Raw genomic sequence first — 24126 nt, 5'->3', positions numbered from 1 at the left:
AGAGGGAACGCGTGAGCATAAGCACTATCACTGCGTCAGATCCGCCTGCTCGAAGCTAAAACCGGTATCCGGTTGAATATAAAACCCGGTCAGGTTTTTGCTATGCGCCGATACCAGCTTTTCCACCACCAGCGGCACCCACGGCGACTCTTTCCAGATAATGTCCTGCGCATCTTTATAGAGTGTGGTCTTCTGTTGCGCATCGGTCGTTTTCAGCGCCTCGCTCAGATCTTTATCGACCTGCGGGTTACTGTAAAACGCGGTGTTAAACAGGGTCGGCGGCCAGTTTTGTGAGGCGAATAGCGGCGACAGCGCCCAGTCGGCTTCGCCAGTCGACGCTGACCAGCCGGTGTAGAACATCCGCACCCCGCTCTCTTTCTGCCCCTTGCCTTCAACCTGCGCCGCACGCTGTCCGGCATCCATCGCCGTCACTTGCGCTTTTATACCCACCTGCGCCAGCTGCTGCTGGGTAAACTGCAGCACCTTCTGCGCGGTGCTGTGATTATGCGATGACCACAGCGTGGTGCTAAAGCCGTTAGGGAAACCGGCTTCTTTCAGCAACTGACGGGCTTTCGCCGGGTCGTAAGGCCATGCGCTGTAGGTCTGGGCGTAAGCAATAGAAGGCGGTACGACGCCGGTCGCCGGGGTGGCGTATCCGGCAAACGCGACCTTAACCAGCGCCTGACGGTTAATCGCATAGTTAATGGCTTCCCGCACCTTCGGATTATCGAACGGCTTCTGCGTTACGTTCATGCTGATATAGCGCTGCATAATCGACGGGCTGGCCACCAGCTCCAGCTTGCTGTTTTTCGCCAGCAGCGGCGCTTGCTCGTAAGGGATCGGGAAGGCGAACTGCGCCTCGCCGGTTTGCAGCATCGCCGCACGGGTGTTGTTATCGACCACCGGGCGCCAGGTAATGGAATCCAGCTTCGGCAGCCCCGGCTGCCAATAACCGTCAAACTTGCTGACTTTGACGAAATCGGTCTGGTTCCAGGTATCGAGCTTATACGGCCCGGTACCTACCGGGTGGAAGCCGATCTCCTTGCCATATTTTTTCAGCGCCGCCGGCGAAATCATCGCCGTCGCCGGATGGGCAAGAATATTGATAAACGCCGAGAACGGCTGTTTGAGCGTGATTTTGACCGTCGTCGGATCCACCGCCTCGGTGCTGGCGATATTCTTATACAGGTTATAACGTTTGAGATGGTTATCCGGATTGCTGGCGCGGTCGAGATTCGCTTTCACCGCTTCGGCGTTAAAATCGGTGCCATCCTGGAATTTCACCCCGCTGTGCAGCTTGATGGTATACACCAGACCATCCGCCGAAACGGTATAACTTTCCGCCAATACGTTTTGCAGTTTCATCTCTTTATCAAGGCCGAACAGGCCTTGATAAAACGACTTCGCCACCGCCTGCGATAACGTATCGTTCGCGTCATAGGGATCAAGGGTCGTGAAGTTGGAACCGACCGCCACTACCACATCTTTCGCGGCGAAGGCCGGCGTCGCCGCCAGCGCCGAGGCGATGCCAAGCGCCAGTAGCCATTTGCGTGTAACAGGTTGAGTCATGTTGTTATGCTCCTGCAAGAGTGCGTTAGGTTGTTATCGGCTCAGTACATCGGCGGGCTCGCGGGCGACATAATGCCCCGGCGCTACCAGCTGTAACGGCGCGCTGTCGATTTCTTCTCCCGGTTTATAGATATTCCCCGGCAGCTCGTCAGAGAGTAATACGCGCTGCGGTTGACGATGCGCCGGATCGGCGACCGGCACCGCCGCCATCAGTTTACGGGTGTAAGGATGCTGCGGGTTTTCAAACACGGCGCGACGCGGGCCAATCTCCACGATCCGCCCGCGATACATCACCGCTACGCGGTGGCTGATGCGCTCCACCACCGCCATGTCATGGGAAATAAACAGAAATGCGATGCCCATTTCACGCTGTAAATCGAGCAGCAGATTAATAATCTGCGCGCGAATAGACACGTCCAGCGCCGACACCGACTCATCGGCGATCACCACTTTCGGATTGAGTGCCAGCGCGCGGGCGATACAGATACGCTGCCGCTGACCGCCGGAAAACTCATGCGGATAACGCCACGCGTGTTCCGCCTCCAGCCCCACGCGCTGCAACAGCCAGGCGACGCGTTCGCGAGCCGCATCCCCTTCCAGCAGCCCATGCACGCGCAGCGGCTCCATAATGGAATAACCGACCGTCTGCCGCGGGTCGAGCGAAGCGTAAGGATCCTGAAAAATAAACTGAATATCGCGGCGCAGCGTCTGTAGCTTGCCGCCGGACAGCGCATCAATACGCTGGCCGTTAAAGATGATGCTACCGCCTTGCGCTTCCACCAGCCGCAGCAGCGCCCGCCCGGTGGTCGATTTACCGCAGCCGGATTCGCCGACCAGCGACAGCGTTTCGCCCGGCCACAGGTCGAAACTCACTTTTTCCACCGCATGCACTTCGCGGGTGACGCGGTTGAGAATACCGCCGCGGATCGGAAAACGCGCGACCAGGTCGCGTACCTGCAAAATCGGTTTGCCAGCGACCACGGTATTCTGTTCCGGCTGCTGGGTCGCACCGTCGTTGAGCAGCGGGAAGCGTCGCGGCAAATCGCTGCCGCGCATCGAGCCGAGCTTCGGCACCGCCGCCAGTAGCGCCCGGGTATAAGGATGCTGCGGGGCGCGAAAAATATCCTCGACGCGCCCGCTTTCTACCGCTTCGCCGCGATACATCACCAGCACGCGATCGGCGATTTCCGCCACCACGCCCATATCATGAGTGATAAACATCACCCCCATCGCCATCTCTTTTTGCAGCGCGGCGATAAGCTGCAGGATCTGCGCCTGAATCGTAACGTCCAGCGCGGTGGTGGGTTCATCGGCAATCAGTACCGCCGGGCGACACGATAACGCCATGGCGATCATCACCCGCTGGCGCATGCCGCCGGAAAGCTGATGCGGGTAACGTGAAAGCATCGCTTCCGCCTCCGGAATACGCACCCGTTCGAGCATCTTTTTCGCTTCCCGCAGCGCCTCGTCATGGCGCAGCCCCTGATGTAGCCGAATAGACTCGGCGATCTGTTCGCCAATGGTGAATACCGGGTTCAGCGAGGTCATCGGCTCCTGAAAAATCATCGCCACGTCCGCGCCGCGAACCTGACGCATCTGCCCCGCCATTTGTGCATTAATATCAATCACCTGACGGTTGCGTCGACGCAGCAGCAACGCCTCGCTGCTGACCTCGCTGACCGCCCCGTCGAGCAGGCGCATCAGCGCCAGGGCGGTCACTGATTTTCCGGAACCGGACTCGCCGACAATCGCCAGCGTTTCGCCGCGGCGAAGGCTGAACGACAGGTTACGCACCGCGGAAACGCGCTGCCGCTGCTGGCTAAAGGCGACGTTAAGATCGCGTACCACCAGCACATCGTCTTCATCAATTTCATGACTTTGCGGCAAACTCGCTTCTCCTTTTATTCGCGATAAATTCCAATCGTCGGCGTATCGCCCGCATAACACCACGCCCGGTACATCCCTTCACTGTTGAACGGCAGCACCACATTCCCCTCGCGGTCGATGGCGATAAGGCCCCCGCTGCCGCCCAGCGCCGGCAGTTTTTCCTGCACCACTCGCTCACAGGCCTCAAACAGGCTGAGGTTGCCGTACTCCATCAACGCTGAAATGTCGTAAGCGGCGAGCGTGCGCATGAAGACTTCGCCGGTGCCGGTGCAGGAGACCGCGACGCTGGCATTATTGGCATAGCAGCCCGCGCCCGGCACTGGGCTGTCGCCGACGCGTCCGGGCAGTTTATTGGTCATTCCGCCGGTGGAGGTCGCTGCCGCCAGATTACCGGCCAGATCCAGCGCCACCGCGCCGACGGTGCCCATTTTGTGGCGTTCATCGAGTGGCGCGGCATGGTGGTCGAGAATAATCTCGCCGCCCTCTTTCGCCTGCTGCAACTGCAGAAGCCGCTCGGTAGTGGAAAATAACTCGTTTTCAACCAGCGCCATGCCGCGCGAGGCGGCAAACTTTTCCGCCCCTTCGCCGATAAGCAGCACGTGCGGACTTTCTTCCAGCACCAGACGCGCCGCCAGCACCGGGTTACGCAGATGCTTTACGCCAGCCACCGCGCCGGCCTGCAGGCTATAGCCATCCATCACGCAGGCATCCAGTTCGTGAGTTTGATCGTGGGTAAACACGGAACCTATTCCGGCGTTAAATAGCGGGCACTCTTCCAGCAGGCGTACCGCTTCGGTCACTGCATCCAGCGCGCTGGCGCCTGCTGCCAACATTTTTTGTCCACTATCGACGATGGCCGACAGCGCGGCCACATACTCGCGTTCGCGCGCCTGAGTCATCTGCGCGCGGCTAATCGCGCCGGCGCCGCCGTGGATTGCTATTACCGCCTTACCCATTCAATCTTTCCTTTGCCATAAACTGTATAGATATCATTATACTGACTAACTTTTTATACGTTTTTTGAATATAGAAAGAGCATCCGGTGATGTAAAGCCTCGTACCGCAGTGGCATACAGTCGCCGGCGCTTTTCTGCCATAATAGGCGTTTTCGACGTTTTGCCAGCAGGAGTAACCCATGGATTTTACCGCCGGACTGATGCCGCTCGACACAGCCCTGACTCAGATGCTCGACCGTATTTCGCCGCTGCAGGCCACGGAAACCCTGCCGCTGCTGCAGGCCTTTTCGCGCGTGACCGCCCATGATGTCGTTTCGCCGCTGGACGTACCCGGTTTTGATAACTCGGCGATGGACGGCTATGCCGTGCGCCTGGCCGACCTCACCGACGGCGCGGCGCTGCCGGTTGCCGGTAAGGCCTTTGCTGGCCAACCGTTCCACGACGCCTGGCCGGCGGGCACCTGTATCCGCATCATGACCGGCGCGCCGGTGCCGGAAGGCTGCGACGCGGTGGTGATGCAGGAAGAAACGGAACAAAGCGACGCCGGCGTGCGCTTCATCGCGCCGGTAAAAGCCGGGCAAAATATTCGCCGGCGCGGGGAAGATATCGCCAACGGCGCGGTAGTATTCCCGGCGGGTACGCGTCTTACCGTAGCCGAGTTGCCGGTGCTGGCATCGCTGGGCATTGCCGACGTCGAGGTAGTCCGTAAAGTGCGCGTCGCGGTCTTCTCGACCGGGGATGAACTCCAGTTGCCGGGCCAACCGCTCGGCGACGGCCAGATTTATGATACTAACCGCCTGGCGGTACATTTGATGCTCGAACAGCTGGGCTGCGAGGTGATCAACCTCGGCATTATTCCTGACGATCCGGCGAAGCTGCGCGACGCCTTTATCGCCGCCGACCAGCAGGCTGATGTGGTAATAAGCTCAGGCGGCGTCTCCGTGGGCGAAGCCGATTACACCAAAACTATCCTCGAAGAACTGGGCGAGATCGGCTTCTGGAAGCTGGCGATTAAGCCGGGTAAACCGTTCGCCTTCGGCAAGCTCAGCAACAGCTGGTTCTGCGGCCTGCCGGGCAACCCGGTTTCCGCCACCTTAACCTTCTATCAACTGGTGCAGCCGCTGCTGGCGAAGCTCTCCGGCAACCGCGGCCAAACCCAGCCGATGCGTCTGCGCGTGCGCGCCGCCAGCCGGCTGAAAAAATCGCCGGGCCGCCTCGACTTCCAGCGCGGCGTGCTGCAGCGCAATCCGGAAGGCGAACTGGTGGTGAGTACCACCGGCCATCAGGGGTCTCACATTTTCAGCTCATTCAGCCTCGGTAACTGCTTTATCGTGCTGGAGCGCGAACGCGGCAACGTCGAAGCGGGCGAATGGGTCGAAGTCGAACCCTTTAATCATCTGTTTGGGGGGCTGTAATGGCCGTTGAGCTGAGCGACGAGGAGATGCTGCGCTATAACCGGCAGATCGTACTGCGAGGGTTTGATTTCGACGGTCAGGAGCGCTTAAAAGCCGCTCGCGTACTGGTCGTCGGCCTCGGCGGGCTTGGCTGCGCCGCCGCTCAATACCTGGCGGCAGCCGGGGTAGGTCAGCTCACCCTGCTGGATTTCGATACCGTTTCATTATCCAATCTACAACGCCAGACGCTGCACAGCGACGCAACCATCGGCCAGCCCAAGGTCGATTCTGCCCGCAATGCGCTGGCGCACATTAACCCGCACGTCCGGCTGGTCACCATCGATGCAATGCTGGATGACGCGGCGCTGGCAACGCAGATTGCCGACCACCATCTGGTGCTGGACTGTACCGACAACGTTGCTATTCGCAACCAGCTCAATGCTGGCTGCTTCCAACACAAAACCCCGCTGGTCTCCGGCGCGGCAATTCGTATGGAAGGGCAAATCAGCGTCTTTACCTATCAGGACGGCGAGCCCTGCTATCGCTGCCTGAGCCGCCTGTTCGGCGAAAACGCCCTCACCTGCGTCGAAGCCGGGGTGATGGCGCCGCTGGTCGGCACTATCGGTTCACTGCAGGCCATGGAGGCGATTAAACTGCTGACCGGTTACGGCGCCCCTGCAAGGGGCAAAATCGTGATGTATGACGCGATGACCTGCCAGTTTCGCGAAATGAAGCTGATGCGCCACCCGCAGTGCGAGGTGTGCGGTTCACGCTAAACTCCAGCCGCCGGCGAGGCAGGTCGCCGGTTATTTTGTGAACCACGCCGTTCTTTTTTTCCCCATCTCTACTACCCACTCTGATTGTTGATTTGCGTCAATATAACCTTCATTCGAAAGTTATTTAATCTTCATATGCAAATAAGAGGGTAAATCATGATCTTCAACATCCAGCGCTACTCCACCCATGACGGCCCGGGGATCCGTACCGTCGTATTCCTTAAAGGCTGTTCGCTGGGCTGCCGTTGGTGTCAGAACCCGGAAAGCCGCGCCCGCAGCGAAGACCTGCTGTATGACGCGCGGTTGTGCCTTGACGGCTGCGAACTATGTCAGCAGGCGGCGCCGGAGGTGATTACCCGTACTCTGGACGGCCTGATTATCCATCGGCAAAACGTCAACGACGACCATATCGCCGCGCTACGCGACTGCTGCCCCACTACCGCGCTGACGGTCTGCGGCGAGGAAAAAAGCGTGGCGGAAATTATGGCGACGGTGCTGCGTGATAAACCATTTTACGATCGCAGCGGCGGCGGCATCACCCTTTCCGGCGGCGAGCCCTTTATGAACCCGACGCTGGCGCAGGCGCTGTTCGAAGCCAGCCATCAGGCGGGCATTCACACCGCCGTGGAAACCTGCCTGCACGTACCGTGGAAGTACATTGAACCCGCTTTACCGTTTGTCGATCTGTTTCTGGCCGACCTGAAGCACGTCGATGACGCCGTCTTCCAGCAGTGGACCGACGGCAGCGCCCGCCGGGTGCTGGATAACCTGCAGCGCCTGGCGCAGGCAGGGAAAAAAATCATCATTCGCGTCCCATTAATTCAGGGATTTAACGCCAGCGAAGCCGACATTACCGCGATTACCGATTTTGCCGCCGACCGTCTTCAGGTCAGCGAAATCCATTTCCTGCCGTACCACACGCTGGGAATGAATAAATACCAACTACTCAGTCAGCCCTATACCGCACCGGACAAACCGCTGGCCGCTCCAGAGCTGCTGGCCTTTGCACAGCAGTACGCGCAAAGCAAAGGTTTAACGGCGACCCTACGAGGATAACTTATGACCACCTTAAAACTGGATACTCTGAGCGCCCGCATTCAGGCGCATAAAATGGCGCTGGTGCTTATCGTTAAGCCGCCGGTTTGTACCGAGCGCGCCCAACACTATACCGCCGCCTATCAGCAACATCTCGATAAACCCATCCCGGTACGTCGCGCGCTGGCGCTGGCCCATCACCTGGCGGAACGCACTATCTGGATCAAGCACGATGAGCTGATCGTCGGCAACCAGGCCAGCGAAGTTCGCGCCGCGCCGATTTTCCCGGAATATACCGTCAGCTGGATTGAGAAAGAGATCGACGATCTCGCCGACCGTCCGGGCGCCGGCTTCTCGGTCAGCGAAGAGAATAAGCGCGTATTACATGAAGTGTGCCCATGGTGGCGCGGGCAGACCGTTCAGGACCGTTGCTACGGCATGTTTACCGATGAACAAAAAGCGCTGCTCGCTACCGGTATTATCAAAGCCGAAGGTAACATGACTTCCGGCGATGCCCACCTGGCGGTCAACTATCCGCTGCTGCTGGAAAAAGGGCTCGACGGCATGCGCGCGAAGGTCGCTGAACGCCGCTCGCGTATTAATCTGACGGTGCTGGAAGATCTGCACGGCGAACAGTTCCTGAAGGCGATCGATATCGTGCTCGCGGCAGTGAGCGAACACTGCAAACGCTTCGCTACGCTGGCGCGCGACATGGCGGCGCAGGAGCCGCGCGAACTGCGCCGCGACGAGCTGCTGGCGATCGCCGAAAACTGTGAAATTATCGCCCACGAGCCGCCGAAAACCTTCTGGCAGGCGCTGCAGCTCTGCTACTTCATTCAGTTGATCCTGCAGATTGAATCCAACGGCCACTCGGTCTCTTTTGGCCGCATGGACCAGTACCTATATCCATACTACCGCCGCGACGTTGAACTGCAGCAATCGTTGGATCGCGAACAGGCCATTGAGCTGCTGCATTGCTGCTGGCTGAAGCTGCTGGAGGTCAACAAAATTCGCTCAGGCTCGCATTCCAAAGCTTCTGCCGGCAGCCCGCTGTACCAGAACGTCACCATCGGCGGGCAAAATCTGGTCGACGGTCAACCGCAGGACGCCGTCAACCCGCTGTCGTACGCGATCCTCGAATCCTGCGGCCGCCTGCGCTCTACCCAACCGAACCTCAGCGTGCGTTACCACGCCGGGATGAGCAACGACTTCCTCGACGCCTGCGTTCAGGTGATCCGCTGCGGTTTCGGCATGCCGGCGTTTAATAACGATGAAATCGTCATTCCGGAATTTATCAAGCTAGGGATTGAGCCGCAGGACGCCTACGATTACGCCGCTATCGGCTGCATCGAAACCGCGGTCGGCGGTAAATGGGGCTATCGCTGCACCGGCATGAGCTTTATTAACTTCGCGCGGGTGATGCTGGCGACGCTGGAAGGCGGCCGCGATGCCACCAGCGGCCAGGTGTTCCTTGCCCAACAACATGCGCTGTCGAAAGGCAATTTCGCTAACTTCGACCAGGTGCTGGAAGACTGGGATACTCAGATCCGCTACTACACCCGTAAATCCATCGAGATTGAGTACGTTGTCGATACCATGCTGGAAGAGAACGTCCACGATATTCTCTGCTCAGCATTAGTCGATGACTGCATCGAACGGGCGAAAAGCATCAAGCAAGGCGGCGCGAAGTATGACTGGGTTTCTGGTCTGCAGGTCGGGATTGCCAACCTCGGCAACAGCCTGGCGGCGGTGAAAAAACTGGTCTTCGATCAGGGCGTCATCGGCCAGCAGGAGCTGGCGAAAGCGCTGGCGGAAGATTTTGCCGGCCTGACCCACGAGCAGTTACGTCAGCGCTTGATCAACGGCGCGCCGAAGTACGGTAACGACGACGACAGCGTCGACATTCTGCTAGCGCGGGCCTATCAGACCTATATCGACGAGCTGAAGCAGTACCATAACCCGCGTTACGGCCGCGGCCCGATTGGCGGTAACTATTACGCCGGTACGTCGTCTATCTCCGCTAACGTCCCGTTCGGCGCGCAGACCATGGCGACGCCGGATGGCCGCAAAGCGCACGCGCCGCTGGCGGAAGGGGCCAGCCCTGCCTCCGGTACCGATCACCTGGGGCCAACGGCGGTTATCAGTTCGGTAGGCAAACTGCCGACCGGCGCGATCCTCGGCGGCGTGCTGCTCAACCAGAAGCTGAATCCTTCCACGCTGGAGAACGAGTCCGATAAGCAGAAGCTGATGGTGCTGCTGCGTACTTTCTTTGAAGTGCACAAAGGCTGGCATATTCAGTACAACATCGTATCACGCGAAACGCTGCTGGAAGCCAAGAAACACCCTGACCAGTACCGCGATTTAGTGGTCCGCGTCGCCGGATACTCGGCGTTCTTCACCGCCCTGTCGCCGGATACCCAGGACGATATCATCGCCCGTACCGAGCATACGCTGTAAGGAAAATACCCGGCCGGCGCTGCGCTGAGCCGGGTGACATCTTCTGTACCCGTTGATAATTGGATAAACTTTCATTCGAAATAAATTTGTGCTCCCCATCACATTGTAATTAGAATGTTACTGGTCGAAGTTAAGCCAGGAGCACCTCTTATGACCGTTAAAGTTATCGTCACCGATATGGACGGAACTTTTCTCAATGACGCCAAGCAGTACGACCGCCCGCGTTTCCTCGCGCAGTTTGCGCAGCTTAAACAGCAAGGTATTGAATTTGTTGTCGCCAGCGGCAACCAGTACTATCAGCTGATCTCATTTTTCCCGGAAATCCGCGAGCAGATTTCGTTCGTCGCAGAAAACGGCGCTCTGGTTTACGAGCATGACAAACAGGTGTTCCACGGCGAACTGACCCGTCACGAATCACAGGTGGTGATTGGCGAACTGCTAAAAGACCCGCAGCTCAACTTTGTCGCCTGCGGCCTGCAAAGCGCATACGTGAGCGATAAAGCCCCGGACGCCTTTGTTGAGCTGATGTCGAAGCACTACCATCGTCTGCAGCGGGTAAGCGATTACCATCGCATCGACGATACGCTATTCAAATTCTCCCTCAACCTGCCGGATAGCGATATCCCACAGCTTATCGATAAATTGCACGTCTCGCTGGATGGGATCATGAAGCCGGTCACCAGCGGCTTTGGCTTTGTCGATTTGATTATCCCCGGCCTGCATAAAGCCAACGGCATCAGCCGCCTGCTCAAACGCTGGAACCTTTCGCCGCAGCAATGCGTAGCAATTGGCGACAGCGGCAATGACGCCGAAATGTTAAAACTGGTGAAATATGCTTTTGCTATGGCCAACGCTGCCGACAGCATCAAAGCCATCGCCGGTTTCACCACCGATGACAATAACCACGACGGCGCGTTGAAGGTGATTCAGGCCGTTCTCGATAAGACCTCCCCTTTCAACGACTGATCCTGTGCCGGGGTATCCGCCCCGGCTTTTCCATTTTGTGCGCCGCTGCATAATTTTAAACTTGCATTAACTCTAATTTAACTTAAATTAACGTTTGTAAGATTTAATACTTTCGAATGAAAGATACAGCGAGGTGATTATGGCTGCTCTCCCTACCCACGAAACATTACCTGCCGACCATAAAGCGGCGATTCGCCAGATGAAACAGGCCTTACGGGCGCAAATCGGCGATGTTCAGGCAGTGTTCGATAAACTCTCGGCGCGCATCAGCGAGCGCCTGGACGAGATTAATGCCCTGAAAGCCGCGGGCCAGGAGGTCTGGCCGACGATCCCGTTTAGCGATATCGCCCAGGGTAAAGTGAGCGATGCGCAGCGCGAGGCGATTAAGCGCCGCGGTTGCGCGGTTATCAAAGGCCACTACCCGCGCGAACAGGCGCTGGCCTGGGATAACGCGATGCTGGAATACCTGGACCTGAACCATTTCGACGACGTTTACAAAGGGCCCGGCGACAGCTTCTTCGGCTCGCTGGAGGCTTCGCGCCCGGAGATCTATCCGATCTACTGGTCGCCCTCGCAAATGCAGGCGCGCCAAAGCGATGAAATGGCGGCGGTACAATCCTTCCTTAACCGCCTGTGGCGCTTTGAGCAGGACGGCAAACGCTGGTTCGATCCGGATGTCAGCGTGATTTACCCTGACCGCATCCGCCGCCGCCCGCCGGGAACCACGTCAAAGGGGCTGGGCGCGCATACCGATTCCGGGGCGCTCGAGCGCTGGTTACTTCCCGCTTATCAGCAGGTTTTCGCCAACGTCTTTAATGGCAATATCGACGCCTACGATCCGTGGGACGCGGCGCATCGTACCGAAGTGGAAGAGTACACCGTCGATAACACCACCAAATGTTCGGTCTTCCGCACTTTCCAGGGTTGGACAGCGCTGTCGGACATGATCCCCGGTCAAGGGCTGCTGCACGTGGTGCCGATCCCGGAGGCGATGGCTTACGTTCTGCTGCGTCCGCTGCTGGATGATGTGCCGGAAGATGAACTGTGCGGCGTCGCGCCGGGCAAGGTGCTGCCGATCTCTGAGCAATGGCATCCCCTGCTGATCAAAGCGCTAAGCTCGATTCCCGCGCTGAATGCCGGTGATTCCGTCTGGTGGCACTGCGATGTCATTCACTCGGTCGCGCCGGTGGAAAATCAACAGGGCTGGGGCAACGTCATGTACATCCCGGCCGCGCCGATGTGCGAGAAAAACCTCGCCTATGCGCAGAAGGTAAAAATCGCGCTGGAAAAAGGCGCCTCGCCGGGGGATTTCCCGCGCGAGGATTATGAATGCGACTGGCAGGCGCGCTTCACCGTTGCCGATCTTAACGATCACGGCAAACGCGCATTGGGCATGAAGATCTAATCATCATACAGACCTTGCTGTTCTACGGCGGTATGGCTCTTGCCTGGCCGGATCCGCCGCACCGAATCGCGTACCACCAGGGCGCCGTGCAGTAGTAGCGAACCGTGTGGCGCTTCCGGGCGCAGCAGACGCTGCTGGAGAAGATGCACCGCCTCGCTGCCGAGCTCATCCCGCGGCACATGAATCGCCGTCAGCGGCACGTCCTGAATCGCCGCCAGATTAAAACCGTCGATACTCATCACCGAGACATCCTGCGGCACCCGCAGGCCTCGTTTTTGCAGCGCGCTGACGGTACCGGCGGCCATAAAATCGCCGCCCACCAGAAACGCCGTCGGCATCGGGCGCCCCTGTAAAGCGTCGAGCCAGGCACCGACCTGCTCTTCCGTTTCTCTGGCGCTAAAGTTGGCGACGCTAATCAGGTCACGGCTACCGGTAAATCGCAGGTTGCGCGCGCGCCACGCCTCCTTGATACCCACCAGCCGTAGCTCCATGGTATAGCGGCGCAAGCACATCACGTTCATTACCGCCTGATGGCCCATATCAAACAGATAACGAGCGGCGCACTGGCCAATCAGCCGATGGTCAGGCGCAATAGAAGGAAGCCGCATCCCTTCATCCCGGCAGTTAATTAATACGCAAGGTTTGCCAAGATCCGCCGCCAGCGCGTGGATATGCCGATCGTCAATACCCAGCAATACCGCCGCCTGGGTGTCGGTCTCGTTCATGCGGGCCAGAAACAGATTGGCGTCGCTGTCGTTTTCTTCCAGCGCGCAATAGCGCAGACGTACTTCATGCGGCGCCAGCGCGTTATTAATACTCTGGATGACGCGGTAGTAGAAAATATCTGAACGTTCGTCGAAGGCCCGTTGCGGAGCAAAAATCAGCAGGTTGTTGAGCAGTAGCCGCCCGGCGGCCAATCCCTGCATCACCCCCAGCTCGCGGGCGCAGGCCAATACCGCCTGACGGGCCTTTTCGCTGGTATTCGCTTTTCCGGCTAAGACGCGCGAAACCGTACTGGCTGACAGCCCGGTGCGGGCGGCAATTTCGGCGACTCGCAGCTTTTTATCCATTCTGTGATCCAGCTCCAATTCAAAAATGAAAGAATTTTCATAGTCGCCAAACCCTGACCAACAAGCAAATACTCCGGCAAATTATGAGAACTACGTCATCTCATGAAAAATTTTGCATAAATAGCGCTACTGCCCGCCGACTTTCTCCCTTATTTTGAATTGGTCCAATATCTTCCATACTAGTTATACCAATAGATATTGAAATAAAAACAAATAATTCAAATGGTTAGAACTATTACGTGACGACTCAGCGGCTGAAGCGTCATTTCCCCCTACAACGTCTTGTGGAGAGTTCTATGAGTCAAGGCCTCAACAATGATATGGCAGTCAGCAAAACGCGCCGGGTGGTGAAAAACCTGCGCTGGTGGGTGCTGGTGCTGTTTTTACTTGGCGTCACCGTCAACTACATCACACGTAACTCGCTGGGGATTATCGCCCCGGAACTGAAAGCCACTCTCGGTATTACCACCGAGCAATATTCGTGGATCGTCGGCGCATTTCAGCTGGCTTATACCATCTTCCAACCGCTGTGCGGCTGGCTTATCGACGTCATCGGGCTCAAGCTGGGCTTTATGGTTTGCGCCACCTTGTGGGCGGTAGCCTGTATCGCGCACGCCGGAGCAGGCAGCTGGCTGCATCTGGCTATTTTACGCTTCTTTATGGGCGGCGCGGAGGCGGCCGCCACCCCGGCTAACGCTAAAACCATCGGCGAGTGGTTCCCGAAATCCGAACGGCCGATCGCCGCCGGCTGGGCTGGCGTCGGCTTTTCTATCGGCGCAATGCTGGCGCCACCTATCATCTACTTCGCCCACGCCTCCTTCGGCTGGCAGGGCGCGTTTATGTTTACCGGCGTGCTGGCGCTGCTGTGGGTCGTGCTGTGGTGGGCGTTCTATCAGAGCCCGGAAAAGCACCCGAATCTCAGCCAAAGCGAGCTGGAGTACATCAAGCAGGACAACGAAGCGCCGGCGGTGAAGCAGCCCTTTTTTACCGCGCTAAAAACCGTCTCGAAGAACAAACGTTTCTACGGTATCGCCATCCCCGCTTTTATGGCCGAGCCCGCCTGGGCGGTGCTGAGCTTCTGGGTGCCGCTGTACCTGGCGAAAGAGCACGGTATGGATCTTAAGCAGATAGCGATGTTCGCCTGGCTGCCGTTCCTCGCCGCCGACCTTGGCAGCGTGGTCAGCGGCTATCTCACCCGCCTGTACGTCCGTTGGTTCGGCTGTACGCGAGTCAATTCGGTCATCGCCAGTTCCGTGACCGGCGCGTTTCTGATGCTCTCGCTGGCCCTGGTGGCCATTACCCGCGATCCCTATATCACCATCATCCTGATCTCCATTGGCGGTTTCGGCCATCAGATCATCTCCTGCATGCTCAGCGCGCTGGTGGTGGAGTCTTTCGACAAGGGACAAATGGCGACGGTCAACGGTATGCGCGGCTCCGCGGCGTGGATCGCCAGCTTCCTGTTCTCATTATTAATCGGGGTGACCGCCGACAAAATTGGCTTCAACCCGCTGTTTATCGCCATGGGTTTCTTTGACCTGATTGGCGCCGTTTTCCTGGTGGCATTTATTGCTGAACGTCGCGCCAAGCGCGCCTGAGAGTGGATGTAAAATATGAAGACGTTGAAACACTGGAGTTTGCACCAACAGCTGGAGCATCACGTTGAATTGACCGTTGATGGTCAGCACACTTTGTGTCTGTACGTGCTGGAAGAGAATTTATTCCGCGTCCTGCTGAAGCGCCAGGGCCAACTGGCGCTGGATCGCACCTGGAGTATCGCCCCGCAGCAGGATGTGCCGTGGGAAGGCCGTGCGCGGGATGACCTCAGCGGTTTTAGCCTCCCGGCCTGGCAGATGAGCGAAGCGGATGACACGCTGACCATCGCCACCCGCCAGCTGCGCGTTACCGTCCATCAGCCGCTTTGGCTGGAGTGGAGCTATCGCGACGAGGCCGGTGAGTGGCAGACGCTCGCCAATGACCGCCCAACCAGCGCCTATCTGGCAAACGCCCACGGGGATGGCGTCGCCCATTATCTTAGCCGCCGCAAAGATGAACGTTTCTACGGGCTGGGTGAAAAAGCCGGTGACCTGCAGCGTAACGGCAAACGCTACGAAATGCGTAACCTCGATGCCATGGGCTACAACGCCGTCAGCACCGACCCGCTGTATAAACATATTCCGTTTACCATCACGCAGCGCAGCGATATCAGCTACGGCCTGTTTTATGACAACCTGAGCAGTTGCTGGCTGGATCTGGGCAATGAAATCGACAACTACCACACCGCCTATCGCCGCTGGCAGGCGGAGGCCGGCGACATTGATTATTATCTGTTTACCGGTAAGCAGGTGCTGGATGTGACCAAAGCGTTTGTCCGTCTGACCGGTAAAACGCTGTTTGGGCCGAAATGGAGCCTCGGCTATAGCGGCTCGACGATGCACTATACCGACGCGCCGGATGCGCAAAATCAGCTGATGAACTTTATCCGCCTGTGCGAGCAGCATGCAATCCCCTGTGATTCGTTCCAGCTCTCTTCCGGCTATACCTCAATCAACGGCAAACGCTACGTCTTTAACTGGAACTACGACAAGGTGCCGCAGCCAAAAGTGATGAGCCAGTCGTTCCACGATGCCGGGCTGAAACTGGCTGCCAATATCAAACCGTGTCTGCTGCAGGATCACCCACGCTATGGCGAAGTGGCGGAACGCGGCCTTTTCATTCGCGATTCGCAAACCGATGCGCCGGAGCGCTCCAGCTTCTGGGACGATGAAGGTTCGCATCTCGACTTCACCAACCCGCACACCGTGACCTGGTGGCAGGAAGGCGTGACCACCCAGCTACTGGAGATGGGTATCGATTCGACCTGGAACGATAATAACGAATATGAGGTATGGGACGGCGAGGCGCGCTGCTACGGCTTTGGCCGCGAAATCGCCATTAAGCATATTCGTCCGGTGATGCCATTATTGATGATGCGCGCCTCGCTGGAAGCCCAGCAGCGCTTTGCGCCGCAAAAGCGCCCGTATCTGATCTCCCGCTCCGGCTGCGCCGGGATGCAGCGCTACGTGCAAACCTGGAGCGGCGATAACCGCACCAACTGGGATACGCTACGCTATAACACCCGTATGGGATTAGGGATGAGTCTTTCCGGCTTGTTTAACGTCGGCCATGACGTCGGCGGATTCTCCGGCGATAAACCCGAGCCAGAACTGTTCGTTCGCTGGGTGCAAAACGGCGTGATGCATCCGCGCTTTACCATTCACTCGTGGAATGACGACCAGACGGTCAATGAACCCTGGATGTACCCGGAAATCACCCCGGCGATCCGCTCTGCCATCGAGCTGCGCTACCGTCTGCTGCCCTATTTGTACACCCTGTTATGGCAGGCGCATGCCGATGACGAACCCATGCTGCGCCCGACCTTCCTCGACCACCAGCACGATACCCAGACCTTCGCCGAGTGTGATGACTTCATGCTGGGGCGCGATCTGCTGGTGGCAAGCGTGGTGGAGCCTGGCGCCCGTCAGCGCCAGCTGTGGCTGCCCGATAATCAGGACGGCTGGTACGATTTTTACAACCACCAGTGGTTCGCCGGTGGTCAGTGGGTGACGCTGGACGCACCGCTGGAAAAACTGCCGCTGCTGGTCCGCGCCGGCGCCGGTCTGCCGCTCAGTGAACGTATCAGCCACGTCGATGCGCAAAAAGACGATCGTCGCGAACTGCAGTTGTTCCCACTGAAAGGTACCGGCTCAACCCGCGGTTTGCTGTTTGAAGACGACGGCGAAAGCTGGGGCTATAAAGAGGGTGATGCGCTATGGCTGGAGTGGGAAATGACCTGCAGCGCCAGCAGCATAAACCTGAATATCAATGCTCGCGGCAACTATCGCCCGGCGTGGAAAGCGCTGAAGCTGTCATTACCGGCGGGAGAAAAACGCCAACTGCTGGTGAATGGCGTCGAAGGGACCGAGTGGAGGCTCTGACCATAGGCCCGCTGAAACCGCCGGTATTGTGGTCTCAAAATCCCCGGTGGCGCTACCGCTTACCGGGGCTACAACACTGTGCGGTTTGGTAGCCCCGTAGGTCGGGTAAGGCGTTAGCCGCCACCCGACAAAAAACGGCACCGCGGGTAGATACTGCTATCGGTTGGCAACGGGTTTGGTCCGGGAAAAACAGTTCTTTTGTATTAATTCAGAGCCTATTGCGCTCCCGAAATGTCTTCTGCGTTATGGCTCTCATGGCGCAGGGAGCGCACAGGGGGCGGCCAGTCGCCGCCGCCCCCTGTACCCCCGGGCTTTGGCCGCCAAAATCGCCACTTCGTGGTTCCTTCGACTTATCCCGGCAGGCTTCGGGTCGGGCCGAGGCAGCGTCCGTGCAAAACACGGCCCTCAGCCCGCATCCATGCGGGCTGCCCCGGCCTTCCGGGAACGTCTCAGCGATTTTGAGGCCACCAACACCGGCAGTTTCAGCCAGCGCGGTGAAGACATTAAAGGCAGGTCGTAAGGACCGTAGGTCGGGTAAGGCGTTAGCCGCCACCCGACAAAAAACGGCACCTCGGATTACCCGGGTAAGGTGTAGCCGCTACCCGGGTAACGGAGAGGGATTACTCGATACCTTTACTGCGCAGGTAATCTTCGTAGTTGCCGCTGAAATCGATTACGCGTTCTGGGGTAATCTCCAGTACGCGAGTCGCCAGCGAACTCACGAACTCACGGTCGTGAGAAACGAAAATCAGGGTGCCCTGATACATCTCCAGCGCCATGTTCAGCGATTCGATCGATTCCATATCCAGGTGGTTAGTCGGTTCATCCATCACCAGGATGTTCGGTTTCTGCATCATCAGCTTACCGAACAGCATGCGACCTTTCTCGCCACCGGAGAGGACTTTCGCCGGCTTTTTGATATCGTCCTGGCTAAACAACAGACGACCGAGGATACTGCGTACCGCCTGCTCGTCATCGCCTTCCTGTTTCCACTGGCTCATCCAGTCAAAGACCGTCAGGTCGTTCTCGAAATCTTCGGCATGATCCTGAGCGTAGTAGCCGATACGGGCGTTTTCCGACCACTTGACGGTACCGTTATCCGCTTCCAGTTCGCCGACCAGGGTTTTCAGCATCGTTGATTTACCGACGCCGTTGGTCCCCAGTACCGCCAGCTTTTCGCCAACTTCCAGCAGCAGATTAACCCCTTTGAACAGCGGGCCGTTATCAAAGCCTTTCGCCAGCGCTTCCACTTCCAGCGCGTTACGGAATAGTTTCTTATCCTGTTCGAAGCGAATGAACGGGTTCTGGCGGCTGGAGGCTTTCACCTCATCCAGCTTAATTTTATCTATCTGACGGGCGCGAGAGGTCGCCTGACGCGATTTTGAAGCGTTGGCGCTAAAGCGGCTAACAAAGGCCTGCAGGTCGGCAATTTGCGCTTTCTTCTTGGCGTTATCAGCCAGCAGACGCTCACGCGCCTGGGTCGCCGCGGTCATATATTCGTCATAATTACCCGGATACACGCGCAGTTCGCCGTAATCGAGATCCGCCATATGAGTACAGACCATGTTCAGGAAGTGACGGTCGTGCGAAATGATGATCATGGTGCTGTCGCGTTCGTTCAGCACCTGCTCCAGCCAGCGAATAGTATCGATGTCGAGGTTGTTCGTCGGTTCATCGAGCAGCAGGATATCCGGATTGGAGAACAGCGCCTGCGCCAGCAGGACACGCAGTTTCCATCCCGGCGCGACTTCGCTCATCGGGCCGTAATGTTGCTCCACCGGAATACCGACGCCGAGCAGTAGTTCACCGGCGCGCGCTTCGGCGGAATAGCCGTCCATCTCGCCGTATTTTACTTCCAGGTCGGCCACTTTATAGCCGTCTTCCTCGCTCATTTCCGGCAGCGCGTAGATGCGATCGCGCTCTTGCTTCACTTCCCACAGCTCGCCGTGGCCCATGATAACCGTATCCAGCACGGTGAACTCTTCGAAGGCGAACTGATCCTGGCGCAGCTTACCGATGCGCTCGTTCGGATCGAGGGACACGTTGCCCAGCGTCGGCTCAAGATCGCCGCCGAGGATCTTCATAAACGTAGATTTGCCGCTGCCGTTGGCGCCAATCAGGCCGTAGCGGTTGCCGCCGCCAAATTTGACGGAGATGTTTTCAAACAGCGGCTTACTGCCAAACTGCATGGTGACGTTGCTGGATACTAGCACGAGGATATCCTGAAAATAGAGAATTAGGGATGTGATGAACCAGACATTATGCCAGCAAATGGTTCACTTTTCACGGCTTGCGGTAAAAAGCCCGCCAATAACTATGCTATGGTCAGGGTTTTACCGCAAAATGACCGATTGCTAAGACATAATAATTATCCGCAATTCAGAGGGAATTTATGACCACCCGCACCAGCCATCCTGCATTTATCTCGCTTCAAGGCGGCATCAACTTTCGCGACCTCGGCGGTCAACGCGCGGCCGACGGCCGGCGCGTACGTTCAGGCAAACTGCTGCGCTCAGGCTCGCTGCACAACATGACGCCGGAGGATCTCAATCATCTCAGCGCCATTCCGCTGAGCCGGGTGCTGGATTATCGCGATCCGACAGAGGTCAATCGCAGCCCCGATCGGCTGAATAGCGAAGCCTTTTACCTCAACGCCCCGGCCAATCCGCTTTCCAGCAGCGTCAATGCGAAAGTCACCGAGTTTAACGCCGCGACCCTCAACACCATGGACGGCGAGCAGTTTATGCTACAGCTCTACCGCCAGTTACCGTTTAATAACGCCGCCTATCGCCAGTTGACGCAATGGCTAATGGAGCCTTTTGACGGCGCCCTGCTGCAGCACTGCGCCGTCGGTAAAGACCGCACCGGCGTCGGCTGCGCCCTGACGCTGTTCGCGCTCGGCTGTGATAGCAATACGGTCATGGAAGAGTATCTGCTGACCCAGGGGATGCTGGCGCAGGTCGAAGGATTCCTGCTCGACACCTTCGGCGAAGGCCTTAATGAGCACGGGCGTAAAAATCTCGCCGCCATCATGACCGTTCAGGAGTCATATCTGGCGACCGCGTTGTCCAGCATTGAACAGCGTTACGGTCATGTCGACCGCTGGCTGGAACAGGAATACCGCCTGACGCCACAGGCGCGCGAAGCGTTGCAGTCGCGGCTGCTGGAAGATTAATCCACGTTTCATTAACCAGACGATTCGCCGTGAAAGCGGCGCGTTGCGCACTACACTAGTAGCAACAGGAAAAAATTGTGATTTCGTACACATCTGATTTACCTGTTTATCGGAAAGCACATATAATGCGCTCCCATCTACTATCTGAATATCTAACAAGGCCCGTGTGGCGTTGACACCGCGCACGACATGAAGAATATGAAATTATCGACACTCTTAGCGGCAGCCTTCGCCATCGTGGGCTTTTGCAACACAGCTTCAGCTGTTACCTATCCTCTGCCAACCGACGGCAGCCGTCTGATTGGCCAGAACCAGGTCATCACTATTCCAGACGATAATAAACAGCCGTTGGAATATTTCGCTGCCAAATATCAGATGGGTCTGTCCAACATGTTGGAAGCGAACCCGGGCGTGGATACCTACCTGCCAAAAGGCGGTACCGTGCTGAATATTCCGCAACAGCTGATTCTGCCGGACACCGTGCATGAAGGCATCGTCATCAACAGCGCCGAGATGCGTCTGTACTACTACCCGAAAGGCACCAATACCGTGATCGTACTGCCGATCGGTATCGGCCAGTTGGGTAAAGATACGCCGATCAACTGGACGACCAAAGTTGAGCGTAAGAAAGCGGGCCCGACCTGGACCCCGACGGCGAAAATGCACGCCGAATACGCCGCGGAAGGTAACCCGCTGCCGGCAGTCGTACCAGCAGGCCCGGATAACCCGATGGGCCTGTACGCGCTGTATATCGGTCGTCTGTACGCCATCCACGGTACCAACGCCAACTTTGGTATCGGCCTGCGCGTGAGCCACGGCTGCGTGCGTCTGCGTAACGAAGACATCAAATTCCTGTTTGAGAACGTGCCGGTCGGCACCCGCGTGCAGTTTATCGATGAGCCGGTAAAAGCCACCACCGAACCGGATGGCAGCCGCTACGTCGAAGTACACAACCCGCTGTCGACCACCGAAGCGCAGTTCAAAGGCGGCGAAATCGTGCCTATCAGCCTGACTCAGGCCGTGCAGTCGGTGACCAGCCAGCCTGACGTTGACCAGAGCGTAATGGATCAGGCGATCCAGAACCGTTCAGGGATGCCGGTGCGCCTGAACTAAGTTCAGCTAGCACATGAAAACGGCGGGCCTGGTGCCCGCCGTTTTTTTATCTGCATCTGCTAAGCGCTGCGCCAGCAGGGAGCGCTCCCGGTTAGCCGTTATTGACCAGAATGACCCCGCCATGATCGTAGCGGTAGTGACAGTGCGCGTACTCCAGCGGCGTACCGTCTTCCAGATAGATAACCTGCTCAACCTCCAGCACCGGGTCGGTCGGCTCGCAGTTAAGATGTAATTTATCCAGCTCATCCGGCTTCATCGCCCGTACCACCCGATAAGACCCCATCAGCTTCAGCCCCAGCGTCTCCTGCACGTAACGAAACACCGAGCTTTGTAGATGGCTTTTATTGAGCCCCGGCACCAGCGCCACCGGCATTACCGTTAAATCCAGCGAAATCGGCTCGCCGTTAAGCAACCGCAGGCGGACAAAGTCATACACCGGCGCATCGGCGTCGATCAGCAGCGAACTCTGTTCCTTCTCGCTGGGAAAACGCAGTTCAAAGCGCACGACTTCGCTTTGCACCTCGCCGAGATGCTCCCAGGTTTTGGTGGCGCCGAAATAGTCGCTGCCGGGCAGTTCCCACTGCGATAGCTGGAGGAAATTTTTCCGCACAAAGGTACCCTGCCCTTTGCGGGTGTAGATAAGCCCCTCGACAATCAGCTGACGCATTGCCTGCTGGATCGTCATCCGGCTGGTATTGAACTCTGCCGCCAGCGCAAACTGGTCAGGTAACGGCGCGCTGGCAGGATACTGCTGGCTAATGATCCGCTTTTTTATTTCCCGCGCGATATTAAGATACTTCGCCGTCATTCTCCGATCCTTTACTATTTTGTGAGCGACTGGGGGGCAGCATACACCGCCCGCTCGCCGTTACATCTCTTCGCCATTACTGTGGATAACCCGCTTCAACCACGCGTAGCTTTTCTTCGGTACCCGCTTAAGATCCTTGAGATCGTGGTTTTCACGATTGACGTACACCACGCCGTAGCGTTTACGCATGTCGCCCTGCGAGCTAAGGATATCGATTAATCCCCAGCCGAGATAGCCTATCACCTGCGCCCCGTCTTCAAACATTGCCGCTTTCATGGCGTTAATGTGGTCACGGTGGTAGGCAATGCGGTAATCATCGGCGACCTGATTTTCGCCGTCCCAGGATTCGATCACCCCAATCCCGTTTTCAATTGGGAAGACCGGCAGCCGCCAGTCGTTGTAATAGCGGGTAATGATCGTGCGGAATCCCAGCGGATCGATCTGCCAGTTCCATTCCGTCGCTTTCAGGTATGGATTGTCCTGATTACCGAACAACATATAGTTGTTCACCGCCGTACCTGGCGGAATCGCGTCGCTATTGAGCGTGCGGCTGGCGTAGTAGCTGAATGCCAGATAGTCGACCTTCACCCTCGCCATCAACGCGATATCTTCAGGGCGATAGATATCGTCAAAACCTTCACGGGCGACAAAATGCATCACTTCCGGACTATAGCCCTCGCCCGCGTAGGCGCGCAGCAGATTCTGGTTTAAAAACTCGTCCAGTTGCTGGGCGCACAGAATATCGCGCGGCTTACAGGTTGCCGGGTAGACCAGCGCATGGGCCAGCATTCCGCCCATCAGACACTGCGGTTTGGCCTGATGCAGATAGTCGGTGAGATGGACGTGCGCCATCATCACGTGGTGCTGGATCTGGTAGAGTTCGCGCAACGTTTTATCGCCACGCAGATAGCCGGTGATCAGAAAAGCCTCCGGCGAATGGTAAAGATTCTGTTCGTTGAAGGTCAGCCAGTACTTCACCTTATCGCCGTAGCAGTCGATCATCTTCTGGCCATAGCGGATAAAAGCGTCCATTACCCGGCGATCGGTAAAACCGTTATAGCGCTCCGCCAGCGACAAGGGCATATCGAAGTGATAGAGGCAGATCATCGGTTCAATACCGCGGGCAATGAGCTCATCAATAAACTGATGGTAGAACGCAATCCCCTCTTCATTAAACTCGCCATCTCCCTGCGGACAGACGCGGCTCCAGGCTATCTGGAAGCGATAGCAGTTCATGCCCAGATCCTGCATTAAATCAAAATCTTCGCGGAAGCGATGGTAGGAGTCGGTCGCTACCTTCCAGTCCGAGGCGAACTCCGACGGCTCACGGATATCGTACACCGACATCCCCTTCCCCCCCTCATTCCACGCCCCTTCGGTCTGCATGCTGGAGACCGAATTACCCCATAAAAAATTGGCCGGTAGTTTGTCTTTCATGGTTCGCCTCTGTATATGACTAGTCATTTAAATATTATGACTAGTCATATACAAAAAAACTACCGCCGAAGCAAAAGCAGGATCGTTTTCTGTGAGCCATA

17 protein-coding genes are annotated in these 24126 nt (G+C 57.4%); 10 read left to right on the top strand and 7 right to left on the bottom strand.

The features are described from left to right. Positions 1–27: 27 nt before the first annotated feature. From gsiB to iaaA, 3 genes are read right to left on the bottom strand one after another with little or no spacing between them, the layout of a single operon-like run. Positions 28–1569: a glutathione ABC transporter substrate-binding protein GsiB gene (gsiB, locus tag AC2CGP_RS16390; protein WP_015367555.1), complete on the bottom strand. Its 1542-nt coding sequence runs from the start codon at positions 1567–1569 to the stop codon at positions 28–30. 33 nt (positions 1570–1602) lie between these two features. Then, complete coding sequence (gene gsiA / locus AC2CGP_RS16385) at positions 1603–3456, bottom strand: glutathione ABC transporter ATP-binding protein GsiA (protein WP_213198066.1); 1854 nt, start codon at positions 3454–3456, stop codon at positions 1603–1605. Between the two features lie 14 nt (positions 3457–3470). Further along, a complete protein-coding gene (gene iaaA / locus AC2CGP_RS16380) occupies positions 3471–4412 on the bottom strand; it encodes a beta-aspartyl-peptidase (protein WP_015704837.1) in 942 nt (313 codons plus the stop codon). Between the two features lie 179 nt (positions 4413–4591). Between iaaA and moeA the strand changes: the two genes are divergently transcribed. The 6 genes from moeA (at position 4592) to AC2CGP_RS16350 (ending at position 12445) form a co-directional block, all read left to right on the top strand. Then, positions 4592–5827 carry a molybdopterin molybdotransferase MoeA gene (gene moeA / locus AC2CGP_RS16375; RefSeq protein WP_032711277.1) on the top strand — a complete coding sequence of 412 codons (1236 nt, stop codon included), beginning with the start codon at positions 4592–4594 and terminating at the stop codon, positions 5825–5827. Further along, on the top strand, positions 5827–6582 hold the full coding sequence (gene moeB, locus AC2CGP_RS16370) for a molybdopterin-synthase adenylyltransferase MoeB (protein ID WP_046883527.1): 756 nt from the start codon (positions 5827–5829) through the stop codon (positions 6580–6582). Before moeA ends, moeB begins: the two co-directional genes overlap by 1 nt. 156 nt (positions 6583–6738) lie before the next feature. Further along, positions 6739–7638 (top strand): glycyl-radical enzyme activating protein, encoded by a 900-nt coding sequence (locus AC2CGP_RS16365; RefSeq protein WP_213759829.1) that lies wholly within the window; start codon positions 6739–6741, stop codon positions 7636–7638. A 3-nt stretch (positions 7639–7641) separates the two neighbouring features. Then, positions 7642–10074 carry a formate C-acetyltransferase/glycerol dehydratase family glycyl radical enzyme gene (locus AC2CGP_RS16360; protein WP_213759831.1) on the top strand — a complete coding sequence of 811 codons (2433 nt, stop codon included), beginning with the start codon at positions 7642–7644 and terminating at the stop codon, positions 10072–10074. A 150-nt stretch (positions 10075–10224) separates the two neighbouring features. Continuing rightward, entirely contained in the window at positions 10225–11040 is an 816-nt protein-coding gene (locus AC2CGP_RS16355) for a Cof-type HAD-IIB family hydrolase (protein WP_213759833.1), read from the top strand. A gap of 139 nt (positions 11041–11179) precedes the next feature. Further along, a complete protein-coding gene (locus tag AC2CGP_RS16350; protein ID WP_015704832.1) occupies positions 11180–12445 on the top strand; it encodes a DUF1479 domain-containing protein in 1266 nt (421 codons plus the stop codon). Here AC2CGP_RS16350 and AC2CGP_RS16345 read toward each other — a convergent pair. Continuing rightward, a complete protein-coding gene (locus AC2CGP_RS16345; RefSeq protein ID WP_020079297.1) occupies positions 12442–13515 on the bottom strand; it encodes a LacI family DNA-binding transcriptional regulator in 1074 nt (357 codons plus the stop codon). The genes AC2CGP_RS16350 and AC2CGP_RS16345 overlap by 4 nt on opposite strands. A 296-nt stretch (positions 13516–13811) precedes the next feature. Between AC2CGP_RS16345 and AC2CGP_RS16340 the strand changes: the two genes are divergently transcribed. Next, positions 13812–15113 (top strand): MFS transporter, encoded by a 1302-nt coding sequence (locus AC2CGP_RS16340; RefSeq protein WP_475702359.1) that lies wholly within the window; start codon positions 13812–13814, stop codon positions 15111–15113. Between the two features lie 15 nt (positions 15114–15128). After that, on the top strand, positions 15129–17492 hold the full coding sequence (locus tag AC2CGP_RS16335; RefSeq protein WP_213759835.1) for a glycoside hydrolase family 31 protein: 2364 nt from the start codon (positions 15129–15131) through the stop codon (positions 17490–17492). 620 nt (positions 17493–18112) lie between these two features. On the opposite strand, the gene AC2CGP_RS16330 is transcribed toward AC2CGP_RS16335, so the two are convergent. Next, a complete protein-coding gene (locus AC2CGP_RS16330) occupies positions 18113–19705 on the bottom strand; it encodes an ABC-F family ATPase (protein ID WP_015367567.1) in 1593 nt (530 codons plus the stop codon). A gap of 179 nt (positions 19706–19884) precedes the next feature. Here AC2CGP_RS16330 and AC2CGP_RS16325 point away from each other — a divergent pair, with 179 nt between their 5' ends. Both AC2CGP_RS16325 and ldtB read left to right on the top strand, forming a co-directional pair. Next, a complete protein-coding gene (locus AC2CGP_RS16325) occupies positions 19885–20667 on the top strand; it encodes a tyrosine-protein phosphatase (protein WP_015704829.1) in 783 nt (260 codons plus the stop codon). Positions 20668–20865: 198 nt separating this feature from the next. Then, positions 20866–21780 (top strand): L,D-transpeptidase, encoded by a 915-nt coding sequence (ldtB, locus tag AC2CGP_RS16320; RefSeq protein ID WP_015367569.1) that lies wholly within the window; start codon positions 20866–20868, stop codon positions 21778–21780. Positions 21781–21871: 91 nt separating this feature from the next. On the opposite strand, the gene AC2CGP_RS16315 is transcribed toward ldtB, so the two are convergent. Both AC2CGP_RS16315 and AC2CGP_RS16310 read right to left on the bottom strand, forming a co-directional pair. Further along, complete coding sequence (locus AC2CGP_RS16315; RefSeq protein WP_020079300.1) at positions 21872–22588, bottom strand: GntR family transcriptional regulator; 717 nt, start codon at positions 22586–22588, stop codon at positions 21872–21874. A gap of 60 nt (positions 22589–22648) precedes the next feature. Next, on the bottom strand, positions 22649–24025 hold the full coding sequence (locus AC2CGP_RS16310; protein WP_015704827.1) for a glycoside hydrolase family 1 protein: 1377 nt from the start codon (positions 24023–24025) through the stop codon (positions 22649–22651). Between the last annotated feature and the right edge of the window lie 101 nt (positions 24026–24126).

The sequence above is a fragment of the Klebsiella sp. SYXHC3 genome (assembly GCF_057196925.1).
Note: the sequence above shows the minus strand (reverse complement) of the source record. Positions and strands in the feature narration are given on the sequence as shown.